Origin of the sequence: Rhodanobacter sp. K2T2, from assembly GCF_013408815.1 — a bacterium.
Lineage (GTDB): Bacteria > Pseudomonadota > Gammaproteobacteria > Xanthomonadales > Rhodanobacteraceae > Rhodanobacter.
The window spans coordinates 136,393-153,986 of sequence record NZ_JACCCA010000011.1 but is presented as its reverse complement, the minus strand read 5'-3'; the positions used below and the strand labels follow the sequence as shown (position 1 = coordinate 153,986).

14 protein-coding genes are annotated in these 17,594 nt (G+C 63.3%); 6 read left to right on the top strand and 8 right to left on the bottom strand.

The annotated features are described in order from the left end of the window. The 6 genes from HDE78_RS17160 to HDE78_RS17135 all read right to left on the bottom strand — a co-directional run bounded on the left by HDE78_RS17160 (position 1) and on the right by HDE78_RS17135 (position 4,972). Entirely contained in the window at positions 1-1,851 is a 1,851-nt protein-coding gene (locus HDE78_RS17160; protein WP_343205660.1) for an ABC transporter ATP-binding protein, read from the bottom strand. Between the two features lie 105 nt (positions 1,852-1,956). Further along, complete coding sequence (gene msrA, locus HDE78_RS17155) at positions 1,957-2,670, bottom strand: peptide-methionine (S)-S-oxide reductase MsrA (protein ID WP_179481720.1); 714 nt, start codon at positions 2,668-2,670, stop codon at positions 1,957-1,959. Positions 2,671-2,878: 208 nt separating this feature from the next. Then, positions 2,879-3,103: an RNA-binding S4 domain-containing protein gene (locus HDE78_RS17150; RefSeq protein WP_179481718.1), complete on the bottom strand. Its 225-nt coding sequence runs from the start codon at positions 3,101-3,103 to the stop codon at positions 2,879-2,881. 76 nt (positions 3,104-3,179) lie between these two features. Beyond that, positions 3,180-3,632, bottom strand: coding sequence for a barstar family protein (locus HDE78_RS17145; protein WP_179481716.1), 453 nt, complete (start codon positions 3,630-3,632; stop codon positions 3,180-3,182). Next, positions 3,629-4,039 carry a ribonuclease domain-containing protein gene (locus tag HDE78_RS17140; protein ID WP_179481714.1) on the bottom strand — a complete coding sequence of 137 codons (411 nt, stop codon included), beginning with the start codon at positions 4,037-4,039 and terminating at the stop codon, positions 3,629-3,631. The genes HDE78_RS17145 and HDE78_RS17140 overlap by 4 nt, the downstream gene beginning before the upstream one ends. Positions 4,040-4,123: 84 nt before the next feature. Continuing rightward, on the bottom strand, positions 4,124-4,972 hold the full coding sequence (locus tag HDE78_RS17135) for a DUF72 domain-containing protein (protein ID WP_179481712.1): 849 nt from the start codon (positions 4,970-4,972) through the stop codon (positions 4,124-4,126). Positions 4,973-5,123: 151 nt separating this feature from the next. On the opposite strand from HDE78_RS17135, the gene HDE78_RS17130 reads away from it, so the two are divergent. The 3 genes from HDE78_RS17130 (at position 5,124) to HDE78_RS17120 (ending at position 10,340) form a co-directional block, all read left to right on the top strand. Further along, positions 5,124-6,818 (top strand): serine hydrolase, encoded by a 1,695-nt coding sequence (locus HDE78_RS17130; RefSeq protein WP_179481710.1) that lies wholly within the window; start codon positions 5,124-5,126, stop codon positions 6,816-6,818. Positions 6,819-6,888: 70 nt separating this feature from the next. Further along, on the top strand, positions 6,889-8,529 hold the full coding sequence (locus HDE78_RS17125; RefSeq protein WP_179481708.1) for an alpha/beta hydrolase-fold protein: 1,641 nt from the start codon (positions 6,889-6,891) through the stop codon (positions 8,527-8,529). A 194-nt stretch (positions 8,530-8,723) separates the two neighbouring features. Beyond that, the gene (locus tag HDE78_RS17120) at positions 8,724-10,340 is read left to right on the top strand and encodes an alpha/beta hydrolase-fold protein (protein ID WP_255457875.1); all 1,617 of its coding nucleotides are present in this window, start codon (positions 8,724-8,726) and stop codon (positions 10,338-10,340) included. Between the two features lie 273 nt (positions 10,341-10,613). Here the strand turns inward: HDE78_RS17120 and HDE78_RS17115 are convergent, their stop codons facing one another. Continuing rightward, positions 10,614-13,037: a DUF3772 domain-containing protein gene (locus tag HDE78_RS17115; protein WP_179481705.1), complete on the bottom strand. Its 2,424-nt coding sequence runs from the start codon at positions 13,035-13,037 to the stop codon at positions 10,614-10,616. A 103-nt stretch (positions 13,038-13,140) separates the two neighbouring features. On the opposite strand from HDE78_RS17115, the gene nfi reads away from it, so the two are divergent. Together nfi and HDE78_RS17105 are read left to right on the top strand one after the other, a co-directional pair. Beyond that, positions 13,141-13,890, top strand: a complete 750-nt coding sequence (gene nfi, locus HDE78_RS17110; protein WP_179481703.1) for a deoxyribonuclease V — start codon at positions 13,141-13,143, stop codon at positions 13,888-13,890. A gap of 157 nt (positions 13,891-14,047) precedes the next feature. Further along, a complete protein-coding gene (locus HDE78_RS17105; protein WP_179481779.1) occupies positions 14,048-15,889 on the top strand; it encodes an ABC transporter ATP-binding protein in 1,842 nt (613 codons plus the stop codon). A gap of 19 nt (positions 15,890-15,908) precedes the next feature. On the opposite strand, the gene HDE78_RS17100 is transcribed toward HDE78_RS17105, so the two are convergent. Then, positions 15,909-16,979, bottom strand: a complete 1,071-nt coding sequence (locus HDE78_RS17100) for a diguanylate cyclase (protein ID WP_179481701.1) — start codon at positions 16,977-16,979, stop codon at positions 15,909-15,911. A gap of 391 nt (positions 16,980-17,370) precedes the next feature. On the opposite strand from HDE78_RS17100, the gene HDE78_RS17095 reads away from it, so the two are divergent. After that, positions 17,371-17,562, top strand: a complete 192-nt coding sequence (locus HDE78_RS17095) for a hypothetical protein (protein WP_179481699.1) — start codon at positions 17,371-17,373, stop codon at positions 17,560-17,562. Positions 17,563-17,594: the final 32 nt, after the last annotated feature.

The following is a 17,594-nucleotide window of genomic DNA, read 5'->3' as shown; positions in this document are numbered from 1 at the left end:
CTAGCGGTAGCCTTGCGCCTGCAGCGAAAACAGGTGAGCGTAGTGGCCGGCCTGCGCCATCAGCTGCTCGTGGCTGCCGCGTTCCTTGATGCGGCCGTCCTGGATCACGATGATCTGGTCGGCCATCCGCACTGTCGAGAAGCGGTGCGAGATCAGGATCGCGATGCGGCCGCCGGACAGTTCGCGGAAATGCTCGAAGATGGTGGCTTCGGCTTCGGCGTCCATCGCCGCGGTGGGCTCGTCCAGCACTAGGATGTCCGCGCGCGAGCGCATGAAGGCACGCGCCAGCGCGATCTTCTGCCACTGTCCGCCGGACAGCTCGCGGCCGTCGCGAAACCACTTGCCGAGCTGGGTATCGAAGCCGGCCGGCAAGGTGTCGATGAATTCGCTGGCCATGCCCTTGTCGCTCGCTTCGCGCCAGCGCTCGGCGTTTTCGAACGCGGTCACGTCGCCGACGCCGACGTTCTCGCCGACGCGCATCTGGTAGCGCGCAAAGTCCTGGAATATCACCCCGACACGCTGCAGCAGTACGCCTTCATCCCAGTCGCGCAGGTCGTTGCCGTCGAGCAGCACGCGGCCGCTGTCGGGCGAGTACAGCCGCGTCAGCAGCTTGATCAAGGTGGTCTTGCCGGAGCCGTTCTGGCCGACCAGCGCCAGCGACTCGCCGGGTTTGATGTGCAGGTCGATATCCTGCAGCGCCGGCTCGGTCGCGCCGGGATAGGTGAAGCTGACCCGCTCGAAGCGAATGCCGTCGCTCGGTTGGGCGCCGACCTGCACGGTGCCGGTGGATGGCGGCACCGGAGTTTCGAGGTACTCGTAGAGTGTCGACAGATAGAGGTTGTCCTCATACATGCCGCCGATCGCCGACAGCATCGCCGACACCGCCGACTGACCCTGCCGGAACAGCATCAGGTACATCGTCATCTGGCCCAGCGTGATGCGCCCGACCACCGTGCTCATGGCAATCCACACATAGGCGGCATAAAGCGTCAGCGTGCCGAGCAGGCCCAGCCCGAAACCCCAGCTGTCGCGACGAATGGTCAGGTCGCGGTCGTCGCGATAAAGCGTGTCGAAGATGTTGCGATAACGATCGAGCAGCAGTGGCCCGAGGCCGTAGAGCTTCACTTCCTTGGCGTGGTCTTCGCGCGCCAGCACCGTTTCCAGATACAGCTGCATGCGCGTCTCGGGCGAGCGCCAGCGGAACAGGCGAAACGCATCGCCGGAAAATTTGGTTTCGGAAATAAAAGACGGCAAACCGGCCAGCAGCAGGACCAGCACCGCCCACGGCGAAAAATGGAACAGCAATGTGCCGTAGCTGATCAGCGATATCGCGTTCTGCCCAAGGCCGAACGTGCGCGTGACCAGCGACAGCGGCCGCGTCGAGGCTTCGCGCCGCGCGCGGGTGAGTTTGTCGTAGAACTCCGAATCCTCGAAATGGGCCAGCTCCAGCGTCAGCGCCTTTTCGAGAATCATGACGTTGACGCGCTGGCCCAGCAGCGCGCGCAGTAGCGACTGGCATACCGAGAGCCCACGCTGAGCGCCGGCCAGCAAGGCCACCAGCAAACCTTCGAGGAGTACCCAGCGGATCACCGGCCACCACGGCGCACTGCCGTTGGCTGCCCATTGGCGACTTGCTTGGACCACGGCGTCGACGATGTGTGCACCCACATACGCCACGCCGGCCGGCAACAGACCGGCGATCAGCGTGAGCAAGGCCAGCGCGATGGTCAGCGGCCGGCTGGTGCTCCAGACCAACTGGAGCGCGCGGCCGCTGTAACGAAACACGCCCAGAAAACTGCGCGTGAGTTCATTCGATTCAGTCGCTGACGAAGAGGTGGCGTGAGGCGTCACGAGGGGAGAGTCTTCCAGCCAGCCGCGCGGCGCGCGCAGAAGTCCAGAGATGGGGATCGTGACGCCTCACGCAAGTCGAACCTATCGTGACGCGTTGCCAATGACTCAGTGCAGCTGAACTTCGACGACCTGTTGCTCGTCCTTGTAGATCGTCGGATAGAGCTTTTTCAGCTTCGAGACCATCGGCGCATCGTTGTAGGCGATGTACGGATTGTCCGGATGCAGCTGCGCATAATTCTGGTGGTAGGCCTCGGCCGGATAGAACGCCTTCAGCGGCACCACCTGCGTCACGATCGATCCGTGGAAGGTTTTGGCCGCGGTCAGTTGCGCGATATAGCTGCTGGCGATTTTCTGCTGCTCCGGGCTGTTGTAGAAGATTGCCGAGCGGTACTGCGTGCCGCTGTCCGGCCCCTGCCGGTTCAGCTCGGTCGGATCGACCGGCACCGAGAAATACACCTGCAGCAGCTGGCCGTAGCTGATCTGGCTGGGATCGAACTCCACGCGGATCGACTCGGCGTGGCCGGTATCGCCATCGCTCACCTGGTCGTAGTGCGCGGTGTTGGCCGCGCCGCCGGAGTAGCCAGCCTCGACCTTTTGCACGCCTTTGACGTGCTCGAACACGGACTGCATGCCCCAGAAGCAGCCGCCGGCCAGCACGGCGATCTGGTCTTTCGACGCCGCGGTTTTCGGGGCATCGATGGTGGGTGCGGGAACAACGCCGGCATCGCTGGCCGCAGACGCGGACTGGCAGGCGCTCAGGCCGGCCATCATCAGGGCGGCGGCCAGGGGCAGGGCTTTGAACAGGGTGCGACGATTCATGGTGGCCTCGCTAGCGGTAAGGATGCGGCAGGTCGCGATGCATCCAGTTACGTGGTGACGACGGCAGCGGATGCAGCGGGAAGGTGCCTGGCCTTCGTTTCTTACGGCTCTGGCCCGGCGTTCCTGCAGCATCCGGATGCCCCGGATACACGTTATTCGCTCACCGGCCGGCGCGGGTTACCCTTCCGGCCTCGATCGTCGCCGCGCTTCAGCGGGCGTCCGCCAGCACGTGGATTTCCATGTCGTCGATGGTGACGACCTGACCCGCACGGATCTTGCAGGTCTTGCGCAGTTCCATCGTGCCGTCGACCAGCACGGCGCCGCTGGCCACAATCGCCTTGCCGGCACCGCCGCTGTCGCAGATGCCGGTGAGTTTGAGCAGCATGTTGAGTTCGACGTAGTCGCCTTCGAGTTCGAAATCCTGGGTTTGCATGATTTTCCGGCTGAGGTGATGAATGCGTGGGTGATGAATGTTTGGAGTGATGAATAAGGTGTTGGAGCGGGAAACGTCAGCCCGCGGCTTCGGTGGCCGCGTCAGGCAACGCGAGAAACGCGAACCACGGCATGTCGTTGTCACTGGCAAAGGTGGCGGCGTCGTCGAGAATACCAAGCAGGATGTCGAAGTCCGCTGCCGCAGAGCGCCGCAAATCGTCGGCGTGGTCGAACAGCAGCACATAGCCCCAGGCCGGCATCCAGCGCAGATCGCGCAGGCTGTCGGCCAGCGCATCCCAGTTGTCGCCAAACGTGGCGGGTAGTTCGAGCGACACGCTCAGCCGTCGCAGTAAATCAGCCTTGCCGTGGCAACCGGAAAGGTCGGTATGGCAAACGCGCAGCTCGTCGCGCGCCGCGGTTCTGGCCAGCCGCGCAAGGTCGTCGCTGCCCACGAAGTAGATTCCGCTCTGCGTCGGCTGCGTGAGGTTCGGGTCGATCTCGCGCGGGCCGTACGAGCGATACAGGCTCATTGGGCCACCTTGAACGCGCGAAAGCTGCGGTAGTGATCGTCGGTGTAGTAATAGATTTGCGGCGGCGTACCGCCGGTGATGATGCGCCGTGCGCCGCGCGTGTCCGCACCGGGTGTTTCCACCGTGTACTCGTGGTAATAGCCGCGCGGCTCCTGCGGCAGCAGGTTTTCGTAGTTGCCGAACACCACGCCGTCCTGCCGATGCGTGAAAGGGCCGCCGCTGGCGATTCGGTCCAGCGTGGCGCTAGCTTCCGCCGGGAGAAAGCTGGGCAGGCCGGCATCGGTGCTGGCGCTGCGGGTTGTGGGAAAAACGTTCGTTCTTCCGCCGATCGATGTCCCGTGTCCCGACCAGAAGATCGCGGCAGCCGCTAGCGCGATAAGCAGGATCAGTGGCTTGAGTTGGCGCATCGGAATTCACACGCAGGGTTGATAGACCGAAAGCTTAGTCCGTTGGCCGTGCGCGTAGCGACAATCTCTCGCGGCTATCGTGGATCAAGCGGCGTCGACGCGCGCCTGCATCGCCATGGCGGCGGCGGGATTGCGCTCTTTGGCGCTGCTGATAAAGAACACAAACACATCGCGCGCTTTTGCCTTGGCGGTGGGCTGGCCCACATGCGGAAGGTCGTCCGGATCGCCGCCACGTGCCCAGACGCTCGCGCGTTTCGCCCACTGGCCGAGTGCGCTGGCCGAGTAGCCCGTGGCGATATCCGCGTGGCTGCGCATCATCCGCGCGTAGACGAAATCGCCGGTGATATCGGCCATCGACGGATAGGTGGTCGAGTCGGTGAACACCGTGGCCACGTTCTGCGCGCGCGCCAGCTGCAGGTAGGTATCGCACAGAAAGCTCTCGTGCCGCACTTCCAGCACGTGGCGCAACGGGCGCCCGTTCAATGTGCGCGGCAGCGCGTCGAGAAAGGCATCGAGATCGTCGCGATCGAATGTGCGTGAGGGTGGCAGCTGCCACAGGATCGGTCCGAGCCGTGCACCGAATTCGTCCAGGCCGCCGCTGATGAAACGCTTCGCAGCGGCGGTCGACTCGGCCAGCCGTCTACCTTGGGTTACCGTCTTGGGCGCCTTCAGCGAAAACACGAAGTCCTCCGGCGTCTCGGCGGCCCACTTCGCGTAGACGGCTGGCGTCTGCGCCCGGTAGAAGGTGCCGTTGATCTCGATGGCGCGCAGCTGCCGGCTGGCGTATTCCAGCTCACGTCGCTGCACGAGACCCTCGGGATAAAAATTCTTGCGCCAGGGTGCAAACGTCCAGCCGCCGATGCCGACGCGAATCGGCGAGGTCCCGGCAGCGGGTGCCGGGCTGGCGAATAGATCGTCGGTGGTCGATGGCATCGGGGGCAACGTCCTACGGGTAGGAAATATGGTAACCGGCTAAGACGATGCCGGGTCGCTGTCGGGGGTGGCGTGAAGAACCATGACTTCCAGCGCTGGCTTCGCGCCTGCTTTGCCGCGATAGTTGGTCGATTGACCTGAAGGAATCGATATGCCAAAGACCTTTTCCCGCCCATCGCTTTCTCTCGGGACGGTAAGTCTTTTCGTGCTGCTGGCGCTGGCTGGATCCGCCAGCGCGCAGACCTCGCCCGCACCGGCTCTCGCCGACGCCGGAGCGGCCTCGTCAAATACTCAAGACTCCGCGGCATTGCCGACTCAGTTGCAGGATTTCGGCGCCTACGTCGAGAGCGCGCGCAAGACCTTCGACGTGCCGGGCATCGCCGTGGCCATCGTCAAGGACGGCAAGGTGGTGATGGAGCAGGGCTTCGGCCTGCGCGAGGTTGGCAAGCCGGACAAGGTCGATGCGCACACGCTGTTCGCCATCGCGTCCAATACCAAGGCGTTCACCGCCGCGGCGCTGCAGCAGCTGGCCGAACAGGGCAAGCTGAAGATGGACGATCGAGTGATCGATCACCTGCCGTGGTTCCGCATGTCCGATCCTTACGTTACGCACGAGATGCGCATCCGCGACCTGCTGGCGCATCGCAGCGGCCTGAGTCTGGGCGCGGGCGATCTGCTGTACTGGCCGCCGACCTCCTACACCACGAAAGAGGTCGTCGAGCACCTGCGCTACGTGCCGATCAAGAACGGCTTTCGCAGCGGTTACGCCTACGACAACATCCTGTTCGCCGTGGCCACCCTGGTGATCGAACAGGCGTCGGGCCAGAGCTACGCCGACTATGTGCGCACCCACCTGTTCCAGCCGGTCGGCATGGACGAGTCGCTGATCGACAAGACCTATCTCAAGCCGGGGATGGACGTGGCGACCGGCCACGCGCGGGCCAATTTCAAGAATCTGGAGCCGGTGCCGCCGATGGCCTGGTTGAACGATCCGGGCGCGGGCGGCATCTACGCCAGCGTGCACGATCTGGCCAAGTGGATGAACGTGCAGCTGGCCGGCGGCGTGTTGCCGGGTTCGAGAAAAGACGGCAAGCCGGTGCGGTTGTTCTCCGAGGACAGCCAGCAGCAGATGTGGTCGATGCTCACGCCGATCACCATCAACAAACCGCCGATCCCCGAGCTGGCGCCGCTGACGCCGCACTTCTACGGCTACGGCGAGAGCTGGTTCCTGTCCGATTACCGCAATCAGCGGCTGGTCTGGCATACCGGTGGCTGGCCGGGCATGGTGTCGCGCGTCACCCTGGTGCCCGAGCTGCATCTGGGCGTGGTGGTGCTGACCAATCAGGAATCCGGCGCGGCGTTCAACGCGGTGACCTACCGGGCGCTCGATGCCTACCTCAACCCGACGCAGAAGACGAACTGGGTAGCGGTTTACGACAAGGCGGTGAAGCAGGCCGAGTCGAAGGCCGACGGCAGCTTCGCCGCCCATGAAAAGGCGCGCGACAAGAGCAGCAAGCCGTCGCTGCCGCTGGCGCAATATGCCGGCATCTATCGCGACCCCTGGTATGGCGACGTGATCATTAGCAACGAAGGCGGCAAGCTGCGCTTGCGCTTCAGCAAGACCGCTCAGCTGATCGGTACCTTGTCGCCGTGGCAGCACGACACGTTCACCGTGCGCTGGGACGATCGCGACCTGAATGCCGATGCCTTCATCAGCTTCAGCCTCGATATGGACGGCCATATCCGCGAGGCGCGGATGGAGCCTATCTCGCCGCTGACGGATTTCAGTTTCGACTTCCAGGACCTGCGGCTGGCGCCGGTGAAGCCGGCTATGGCGAACGAGTAAGACGCTGGACGCCACGCTGCGGTGGCGAGTGAAATTCCGCTTGTCTGTCCTTCTTTTTCGGAGATGATCCATGCGTTATCGCCATGTTGCTGCTGCCGTGTTGCTGTCCGCGTTTCTTGTCGGTTCGGCCGATGCGCAGACCGACGCGCTCCCCGCGCACCGCTTTTTCCACGTGCAGTTAGACAGCTCGGCGTCGGCCACGCCGACCTCCGGCAGGCTGCTGCTGTTCGCCGTCGAGGCCAAGGCGGCCGAGGCCGACGCGAAGACCGAATCCGACGGCAAGAGCAGCACCGTCGATGACGTGGACGCCAATCCCTTCAGCGCCACGCAGACCTCGGTGGCCGCGCGCGAGATCAGCCGCTGGACGCCCGGTCAGATCAACGATATCGACGCCGACCAGCTGGCTTTCCCCGCCGGCTTTTCCCAGCTGCCGCCGGGCGACTATTACGTGCAGGCGGTGCTCGATACCGAGCATAGTTACAACTACCTCGGGCGCGGCGCGGGCGATCTGGTCAGCAACGTGGTGAAGCTGCATCTGCCGGTTGCCAGCATCCCGACGCTGGCGCTGAGCAAGGCGCTGCCGGCGCGCGATCCGTGGAAGCTGTCGGCGTCTGCGCCTGCGGCCGCCCGTGATGCGTTGCCGGAGGCGCGCCAGCACGCCACGGCGATCCAGTTCGTGAGTCCCTCGCTGAGCGCCTTCTGGGGCCGCCCCATCACCATGCGCGGTCAGGTGCTGACGCCGCCGGGCTACGATGCGAAGGCCGGCAAGCGCTATCCCACCGTGTATTACACGCAGGGCTTCGGCGGCAACAACGATCGCGTTGCCGGTCCTCTGACGACGGTGTATGCGGCGATGAAGCAGGGCGAGATGCCGCCGATGATCTGGGTATTTCTCGACGAGTCCAGCCCCACCGGCACGCACGAGTTCGCCGACTCGGTCAACAACGGGCCGTGGGGACAGGCGCTCACGACCGAGCTGATTCCGCAGCTGGAAACGCAGTACCGGATGGATGCCAAGCCGAGCGGGCGCTTCCTCAACGGCCACTCCTCCGGCGGCTGGGCCACGCTGTGGCTGCAGACGCGCTACCCGAAAATTTTCGGCGGTACGTGGTCGACGTCGCCCGACCCGAGCGATTTCCACGATTTCACCGGCATCGATCTGTACGCGCCGCATGCCAACGTCTATCGCAAGCCGGACGGCTCGGCCTATCCGCTGGTGCGCGATCACGGCAAGGTGCTGGGCACGTTCGAACAGTTCGCCAAGCTTGAGCGCGTGCTCGGCACCTATGGCGGCCAGCTCGGTTCGTTCGAGTGGGTGTTTTCGCCGCGCGGCAAGAACGGCCTGCCGCTGCCGATGTTCGATCGCGACACCGGCGATATCGACCCCGCCGTCGTTGACTACTGGCGCGATCACTACGACATCAGCTGGCGGCTGCAGCACAACTGGCCGCAGCTGAAACCCGATCTGGACGGTAAGATCCATCTGATCGTCGGCACGGCCGATACGTTCTATCTCGACGGCGCCGCGCACAAGCTGCAGGCGACGCTGGACGGGCTGCATGCCAGATCGGATTTTCGTTTCCTGCCCAACCGCACGCATATGGATCTGTACGTACAGGGCAAGGATCGACAAGGCTTGCTGAAACAGATCAGCTGGGAGATGTATGCGCAGGCGCGGCCTGACTCGCCGCTCAAGCCACCGGCCCATTGAGACTGCCGCCGCAAAATGCGCCGACCCGCGAGGGCTCTGCTGACGCGAAGATGACTCGGCGCCCGTTATCCTGAGGTTTCTCGTATCCCAACGTGCGACATGCCGCGTTGAGTAGATGGAAATCATTGGAAAAGCTTGGCATGCGCAAGTCGGTATGGATCGCTCTGACGTTGTCCCTGGTGGTCGTACTGGCCATGCTCGCGTCGGCCCTGGCGCTGCGCTGGCATGCCGGGGTGACCCCGCCGATCTTCAAGGTGGAACTGGACGGGGCGGCGACGCAGCCGGTGTCCGGCCGGTTGCTGTTGTTCGCTACCGAAGCCACGGCGGCGCGCAAGGCAGCCAAAAATGGCAAGGTCGAAAGCGTCGACGCCGATCCGCTCTACCCCATGCGCACGGCGGTGGCGTCGCGTGAAGTGAGCCGGCTGGCGCCGCGGCAAAGCGTCACCATCGACACGGACAATCAGGCGTTTCCCAGGAGCTTCTCGAGCCTGCCGCCGGGCGAATACCTCTTGCAGGCCGTGCTCGATCTGGATCACAACTACAATTACAGCGGACGCAGCGCCGGCGATCTGGTCAGCCCGGTGATCAGCGTGCATCTGCCCGCCATCACGCCCTCGACGCTCAGGCTGGTGCGCGTGCAGTCCGAGCCGTACCCGTGGCAGATGACGTCGGCGCCCGATCTGCAGGCAGCCGCGCCGGACGCGCGTGCGCATACCAAGCCGATCGATAGGGTGAGCACGGTGCTATCCGCGTTCTGGGGCCGGCCCATCCATATGCGCGGCTGGGTGCTGACGCCGCCGGGTTATGAAACCAGCGGTAACGCCCATTTTCCCACGGTCTATTACACCCACGGCTTCGGCGGCAGCGAGGAGCGGCTGATCAACACCCTGGTTGGCGTACATCTGGATATGGTCAAGGGACAGATGCCGCCGATGATCTGGGTTTTTCTGGATGAGTCCGGCCCCACCGGCACGCATGAATTTGCCGACTCGGTCAATAACGGACCGTGGGGCAAGGCGCTGACAACCGAGCTGATTCCCGCGCTCGAATCGCATTACCGCATGGATGCGAAAGCATCAGGACGGTTTCTCACCGGCCACTCGTCCGGCGGCTGGGCAACGCTGTGGCTGCAGATCAATTACCCGAAACTATTTGGCGGTACCTGGTCGACGTCGCCGGACCCGGTGGACTTTCATGATTTCTCAGGCGTCAATTTGTACGCGCCGCACGCCAACGTCTATCGTCGGCCGGACGGCACGCTGTGGCCGCTGGAGCGGCTGAACGGAAAAGTGCAGGGGACCTTCGAGGATTCGGTCAGGCTGGAGCGCGTGCTGGGTGCGTACGGTGGCCAGATGTCGTCTTACGAATGGGTGTTTTCGCCGCGCAACGACGATGGTCGGCCGGCCCTGCTGTTCGATCGGGACACCGGCACGGTCGATCCGGCAGTCGCCGCGTACTGGCGGGATCACTACGACATTGCCCATCGGCTGCAGGCCGACTGGCCAAAGCTCGAGCCCGACCTCGAAGGCAAAATCCACGTGATGGTCGGTACCGCCGACACGTACTATCTGGACGGCGCGGTGCACAGACTGCAGGCGGTGCTGGACGGGCTGCACGCCAAAACCGACTTTCGCTATCTGCCCGGGAAAACGCACGCGGATTTGTATATGCACGGCGACGACCCGCGCGCCCTGCTCAAGCAGATCAGCTGGGAAATGTACGCCCAGGCGCGACCTGACTCCTCGATTAAAGCGCCGGCGCAGGCGCTGATGGTCGCACCTGCGTCCACCGTGGCACAGCACGTCGACTGAGGCGTGGCGAACGGCCGCCGGCTGATTAAGAGCCTGTTCAACGTCTCCGCATGGCCCTTTGGATTGCCTAACCGTGGTCGTTTTGATAGATCGCATGGCGGGTGCGACCCCAAACCCTTTGCGAATGCGGTGCGCACGTCGCGGTAGCGTAGGCAGGGAATGATAGAGCTGCCGTCGGGCGTAGCGGTCGTCACGCACAATCTCCACGGTGAGTGGCGGGATTTTCTTCAAATTCCACGAGCGAAGGTGGCGTCGAGCAGGCCTTCGTTTCTCTCAATCCTTGTCGTCGTGGTTGTCGTCGCCGACCTGTGGAGAGGGAAGCGTGCGTACCACCATGCTTTGCGGGCTGGTCATCGGCAGTTTGGCGTCGCGCAGACGTTCGAGTGTTTCGAACAGCAGATCGCTTTTCACCGCGCTGACGTCGCGCGGACTGTTGACATAGGCCGTGCAGTCGAAGGTCATGGTGCCCGCATCGAGATTGTCCAGCCGCACCACGGGTGCCGGCGTCGCCAGGGTCGAAGCATGCGCATTGAGCACATCGAGAATGATTTCACGCGCCCTGCCGGCATCGGTATCCAGCGGCATAGGCAGCGTGATGTGTACGCGGCCCTGCGCGTTGGCGAGAGTCACGTTGCGCACGTTCTGGGTGATGAACTGCGAGTTCGGCACGATCATGGTCGAACGATCGCCCATCTGAATTTCGGTGGCGCGCACGTTGATGCGGCGGATGTCGCCTTCCACGCCACCGATACTGACCCAGTCGCCCACCTTCACCGGGCGCTCGGCCAGCAGAATCAGGCCGGAGATGAAGTTCTGCACGATCGCCTGCAGGCCGAAACCGATACCGACCGAAAGGGCGCTGGCCATCCAGGTGATGCTGGTCAGATTGACCTTCAGCTCGACCAGGGTCAGTACGAAAATGAGCACGCCGCCGACGTAGCCGATCAGGGTGAGCACCGAGTTCTGCATGCCCAGATCGAACGAGGTTTTCGGCAGCAGCTGTTCGCTCAGCCAGCGCTTGACGATGCGCAACACCACCCAGCCGGTACCGAATACCAGCAGTGCCGCAAAAATATTGCCCGGGACAATTTTCAGCTCGCCCAGCGAACCTCCCGACGACAGCAGCGCGCCGGCACGATCGGCCAGTTCCGATGGGCCCGCGCCGAAGGGCGCCAGCACGAACGCAATAGACATCAGCAACAAAATCGCGCGGGTGATGCCGGACAGCACCGTGCCGATCTGTTCGAGCGCTCTGGCAGGCATGCCGAAGCTGGCCTGCAGGCGTTTCCCGGTGCGCCCCTTGGGCGCAAAAATCGTGTCGAAAATATCGTCGACCAGGTGCATCACCAGATACAGCGCCGTGAGGATCACGCCGACCCATAGCATCTGCCGCGCCATGAAAAAAGCGAACGCGATATAGCCCGATGCAACGCCGAGCAAGGTGAGGCCGACGGAAACGAAGGCCGCCGCCACAATCAGTCCTACCCAGACCGGCCGCTGGCTCGGTTCTTCACCCGAGGCCAGCATGACGCGGCGTGACTTGCCCAGCCGAATCAGCGCATCGGCAAACAGCACGGCAATCAAGGTGGCGACAAACCCGCGCGTCGCCACGGTGGCCGGCAGGCTCAAACCGATGGCGCTGATCACGCTTTCCAGCAGGCCCAGTAGAAACGCCGCGGCACCCAACAGCCAGGGGAACAGGCGCAGGCGCTGCGCAGCGTCATCAGATAGCGAAGGCAATCGCCATGACGGTCGCTGCGTCGACAATATGGCGCGGCCAAGGCCGGTAAGAAACGCCGCGAACGTCACTAGGCGCGCCAGCTTCTGGCCCAGGTCGGCAAGGTCGTCGCTGAGGGTGTCGTTCCAGTTCAGCGCCTCGTACGCAAAATGCGCTGCCAGTCCGACGGTCAGGGTGTAGGCCAGAGCGATCGTCACGGCCAGCGCGCTGCGGCGCAGACGCCCCGCGGGCATGCTGCTTGTGGTCAGGTGCACCAGCGTTCTTTCGATCAGCCAGCGCACCACCGTCATCAGCAGCACGGCAAAGATCAGGCACAGGATGAACGGGGTGCGGTTGGGCAGCTGCCACGCCGTGGATACGGCATCGGCGACATTGCTTTTCAAGAGTTTCGCACGCGCCAGATCGTCGGGGAACGCCTGTGCCGGATCGGCCCAGAACGCACCGCTGAACGGCGTGGCCGTTCGCGATGCCAGCGAGGCCTGGAATTGATCGCGGCGCATATCGGACACATGCGCGGCCAGCTGCGTCGCTTCGGTACTGAGTGAATTGGCCTGTTTGATCTGGCCGTCCAGTTCGTTCTTGGCCTTGGTCAGCTGCCGCCTTTGGGCGCTGAGTTCCGACGATTCCGGCGGTGCACCCTTGGCTGGTGCGGGGCCAAGCACGTCCAGACGCGTCTGCAGGCTGGCATCCTGTGGTGCCAGACTGGTGGCAAGCTGTTCGGCTTTCTGCTGCACGGCGAGTGCGCTGGTGCGCAGATCGTTCAGTGGCGTGTCCGGTTTTTTCGCATCGACCGAACTCTTGATGTTGTCCAGTTCGCTGCGTAGCTGGGTCAGCGTCTGCACCGGCGTCAGCGCAGGCTGGGCGGCGGACGCGCTGCTGGCCGGCGCATCCTGCGCCACGGCGATGCTGCCTGAAAAGGTCAGCAGAAGAATGAAAAGATAGCGAAGCGAGTTGGGCATCCGGCGATGATCCGGTCCTGGCCGCGGTCGGTCAACCGAAATGACGGTCGTGAGGCGCTCGCTTTGACGCCGCGTTCAGACTCGTTTGCTCAGTCTCGCGGATATGACCGAGCAAGACGACGATGCGTCGAGCCCACACGGCTGGCCACAGCCACACTTCGACACCGGCGAAACGCTGGCCTGGGACGGCGACGTCGCGCGCGCCCGCGCGCTCCAAACCGAACTTGCGCATCGCGTGCGTCTTGAGGACGACTATCCGCCGTTGCGCCTGCTAGCCGGCGTCGACGTGGGCTTTGAGGAGGACGGTGCGATCACAAGGGCCGCCGCCGTGCTGATCAATGCGCAAACCCTGCAGCCGCTGGCGGAGGTCATTGCCCGACGGCCGACGCGGATGCCGTATATCCCGGGGCTGCTGTCGTTTCGCGAGCTGCCCGCGGTACTCCATGCGTTGGCCGAACTGCCGCAGCCGCCGGACCTGATTTTCGTTGACGGTCTTGGCGTGGCGCATCCGCGCGGTCTGGGCATCGCGGCGCATCTGGGCGTGATCACCGGTTTGCCCACCATCGGCGTGGCCAAATCAATTCTGGTCGGGCATCACGCCGAACTGGGACCGCTGCGCGGGGATCGCACCGATCTTATCTATCGCGGTAAACGCATTGGCACCGTGTTGCGCAGCAAGGATCGGATCAAGCCGCTGATCGTTTCGCCCGGGCATCGTGTGAGTCAGGCAAGCGCGCCGGATCTCGTGCTGGCCTGCTGCACGCGCTACAAATTGCCCGAGCCGACGCGATTGGCCGATAGGCTGGCATCGCGGCGCGATCGATCGGGACAGCAGGTTTTGCCATTGGGCTGATAGTTGGGTTCGATCCTGCCCGCGCAATGCCAACTTGCCGCCGAAGTTCGCGCGTGGCATCGCCGCGTGATTTTCGGGGCGTCGACCCCATATCCGTCACTTCTGCAGTGGAGCGCTTCCAGCACAATGGGCGCCTGCAGCCTATGGAGCTTTCATGATTTTTCGCTGGTTCGAATCCCTGATCGATGCGTTCAAAGAGCCCTCCGACGGCATGCCGCCGAAGCCGGTGTGGCGTTTTTACGCGTTCTATCTGCGCCAGGTGTGGCCGGTGTTTCTGGCTGCGATCGTCGTCGGTTTCGGTGTGGCGATCGTCGAGGTCTCGCTGTTCGGCTTCATCGGCAGCATTGTCGATATGACCAAGGGCCTGCCGGGACCGGATTTTTTCCGCTTGCACGGGCATGAGCTGATCTTGATGGGCCTGGTGGCGTTGGTCGCACGGCCTGTATTGAGCAGCCTGCACGACTTGCTGGTGAATCAGGCCATCGTGCCTAGCCTGACCAATCGCATTCGCTGGCAGAACCATCGTTACGTGATCCGGCAGAGCCTTGGCTTCTTCCAGAACGATTTTGCCGGACGCATTGCCAATCGCATCATGCAGACCGGCTCCAGCCTGCGCGAGTCGGCGGTGCAGATCGTGGACGCGCTCTGGTACGTGACCATCTACACCGGCAGCGCGATCGTGCTGTTCGCCAAGGCCGACACGTGGCTTGCGGTGCCGCTGTTGGTCTGGCTGCTCGCCTATATCGGCCTGATGGCGTATTTCATTCCGCGCATCAAGCAGCGGTCCTGGCTGGCGTCCGAGGCGCGCTCGAAGATGATGGGTCGTATTGTCGACGGCTACAGCAACATCCTCACGCTGAAACTCTTTGCGCATACCCGGCGCGAGGAGGCTTACGTCGCCGATGCGATGGGCGAGCAGACCGGCAAGCTGCGCCACATGACCCGGCTTACCACGGCGATGGATGCCAGCATCACCATCCTCAACGGGTTTCTGATCGTGGGTACGACCGGGCTGGCGATCTGGCTGTGGAGCGAAGGCAAGGTCACCGTCGGTGCGATCGCGCTGTCGACCGGGCTGGTGATCCGCATCAACAACATGTCCGGCTGGATCATGTGGGTGGTCAACGGCATTTTCGAAAACGTGGGTACGGTGCAGGACGGCATCACCACGATTTCGCAGCCGCGCGCGGTGCAGGATAACGAGGGCGCGAAGCCGCTGGCGGTGACGCGCGGCGACGTGCGCTTCGAGGACATCCACTTTCACTACGGCAAGCAGGGCGGTGTAATTGCGGGCCTGAATCTCGCCGTGCGTGCCGGTGAAAAGATCGGCGTGGTCGGGCCGTCCGGCGCGGGCAAGTCGACGCTGGTCAACGTGTTGCTACGCCTCTACGACCTGGAGAGCGGTCGCATTCTGATCGACGATCAGGACATTGCGCAGGTGTCGCAGGAGAGCCTGCGCTCGCAGATTGGCGTGGTCACCCAGGATACCTCGCTGCTGCACCGCTCGATCCGCGACAACATCCTGTATGGACGTCCAGATGCGAGCGAGGCGCAGGTGCTCGAGGCGGTTCGCAAAGCGCGCGCCGATGAATTCATTCCGCAGCTGGTCGATGGCGAAGGCCGTTTCGGTTATGACGCGCTGGTGGGCGAGCGCGGCGTCAAACTCAGCGGCGGTCAGCGTCAGCGCATCGCCATTGCGCGCGTGCTGCTGAAGGACGCGCCGATCCTGGTGCTGGACGAAGCCACCTCCGCGCTCGATTCCGAAGCCGAAGCGGCGATCCAGGACAGCCTGGATATTTTGATGCAGGGCAAGACCGTGATCGCCATCGCGCACCGGTTGTCCACCATCGCGCGAATGGACCGGCTGGTGGTGCTGGACAAAGGACGCATCGTCGAAACCGGTACGCATGCCGAGCTGATTGCCCAACGCGGCCTGTATGCCCGACTGTGGCAGCGCCAGACCGGTGGTTTCGTGGCGGCCGAGGACGCTCTGGTCTGAGCGTTTAAGGCGTCGCTGTTTACGAGTCCAGCATGAGCCGATTGCGTCCGCTTTCCTTGGCGGCATAAAGCAGTTTGTCGGCTCGCCTGTAGAGGTTTTCAGGCGTGTCGTCCGCATGCGCTATGGCGAGCCCTAGACTCAGTGTGATCGGCGTCATCACCGGCAGCATCGGCGTAGTCAGTCGTATCGATTCGCACAGCGCTGAGGCATCTGCGATATCGAACTGGGGAAGCAGCAGGGCGAATTCCTCGCCGCCGCAGCGTGCGGCCATCGCGCCCTCGCCAAGCGCTTGCTGGAGCATCAGCGCCAACTCGATCAACACTTGATCGCCGGCGGGGTGGCCAAACGTGTCGTTGATTTTTTTGAAATAATCGATATCGCACATGGCTAGCGCGAGCGGGCTGCCGAGCGCCTTCGAGCGCGCCAGCTCGGCGTCCAGCTGGGCGTTGAAGGCGCGCCGGTTGGCCAGGCCGGTGAGTGGGTCGGCGCGCGTCTGTGCGATCAGCTGGGCATTCTGCAATTCCAGCGCGTCGCGATGTTCCTGCAGCCGCTGCTCGTACCATTCGCGCTCGCTCAGCTGATGGCGCAGCTCCCGCGTGCTGAGGCGAAGCTCCATCAGCGCGCTGGCCTGACGTGACAGGGCGCTAAGCGCCGATTTCTGAAACGAAGTGAGCCTCCGCGGTTCGTGATCCATTACACACAACGCCCCGAGCGCATGGCCGTCGCTGCTGGTCAGCGGCGCGCCGGCGTAGAAGCGGATATTCGTTTCGCCCGTGACCAGCGGATTGTCGAAGAAGCGCGGATCTCTTTCTGCATCCTCCACCACCATCAGCTCGCTGGGCTGCAACATGGCGTGGGCGCAAAACGAGTCGCTTCGCGGCGTTTGCGATACCTCAAGGCCCAGCTTGGCTTTGAACCACTGGCGATCCTCGTCAACAAGGGTAACGGCCCCCATCGGTGCCCCACAAATGCCGGCGAGGATGTTTAGCAAGTCGTCGTAGGCGTCCTCAGCCAGCGTATCGAGAATGCGGTAGCGCTTCAGGGCAGCGATACGCTCGTTTTCATTGAGAGGAATGTCTGGCTTGATCATGAGCAACACAAACGGGGCAGTAGGTTTCTTTTGAGACTAGCGTATGTCGTCATTGGTTCAATACGGTGTGCGCCATCGTGATGACGAGTGTCACTGCCGATGACTGACGGCTGCCTCTGCTTTCGCCGGGATGGAAGATGGATTATTTCTCCACGTACCACGGTGGTGCCGGAGAACTTCCATGAAAACCCTCATTGCTCATCCGATCTTCAATAAGCCCCTGGCCATGCTGGGCGCCAGCTTTATCACGGCGTCGATCACGTTCGCCCTCTGGCAGGCCAGCTTGCTGTTGCCGGGCTGATCGACGCCATTTCGGTGATCTCGCGAACAAACCGCTTTTCTTCATCCATCAAGGCGCCATACGCAACGGGTACGGTGCAGGAGAACACGCATGAACGTATTCAATAACGGCGGCAGCGACACTCGCGTCAACGACCTGTTCGGCAAGCTGGAAAAGTATGTGCCGCTGATGTTTGCCCTGCTGATCGCGTTTCTCGCTGGCAAGGCGCTGAAGAAAATGTTCTGGACCGCGTTCGGCATGTATATGGCCTTGCACTACAGCGGTATCCATCTGTTCGGCTGAGTGCGCCGAACGGCGCGCCTGGTCGGATGCCC

Bases quoted from the DNA above. Each gene is read 5' to 3' on its own strand.
- msrA (WP_179481720.1), bottom strand. From the start codon at position 2,670: ATGAATCGTCGCACCCTGTTCAAAGCCCTGCCCCTGGCCGCCGCCCTG.
- HDE78_RS17150 (WP_179481718.1), bottom strand. From the start codon at position 3,103: ATGCAAACCCAGGATTTCGAACTCGAAGGCGACTACGTCGAACTCAAC.
- HDE78_RS17145 (WP_179481716.1), bottom strand. From the start codon at position 3,632: ATGAGCCTGTATCGCTCGTACGGCCCGCGCGAGATCGACCCGAACCTC.
- HDE78_RS17140 (WP_179481714.1), bottom strand. From the start codon at position 4,039: ATGCGCCAACTCAAGCCACTGATCCTGCTTATCGCGCTAGCGGCTGCC.
- HDE78_RS17135 (WP_179481712.1), bottom strand. From the start codon at position 4,972: ATGCCATCGACCACCGACGATCTATTCGCCAGCCCGGCACCCGCTGCC.
- HDE78_RS17130 (WP_179481710.1), top strand. From the start codon at position 5,124: ATGCCAAAGACCTTTTCCCGCCCATCGCTTTCTCTCGGGACGGTAAGT.
- HDE78_RS17125 (WP_179481708.1), top strand. From the start codon at position 6,889: ATGCGTTATCGCCATGTTGCTGCTGCCGTGTTGCTGTCCGCGTTTCTT.
- HDE78_RS17120 (WP_255457875.1), top strand. From the start codon at position 8,724: ATGCTCGCGTCGGCCCTGGCGCTGCGCTGGCATGCCGGGGTGACCCCG.
- HDE78_RS17115 (WP_179481705.1), bottom strand. From the start codon at position 13,037: ATGCCCAACTCGCTTCGCTATCTTTTCATTCTTCTGCTGACCTTTTCA.
- nfi (WP_179481703.1), top strand. From the start codon at position 13,141: ATGACCGAGCAAGACGACGATGCGTCGAGCCCACACGGCTGGCCACAG.
- HDE78_RS17100 (WP_179481701.1), bottom strand. From the start codon at position 16,979: ATGATCAAGCCAGACATTCCTCTCAATGAAAACGAGCGTATCGCTGCC.
- HDE78_RS17095 (WP_179481699.1), top strand. From the start codon at position 17,371: ATGAACGTATTCAATAACGGCGGCAGCGACACTCGCGTCAACGACCTG.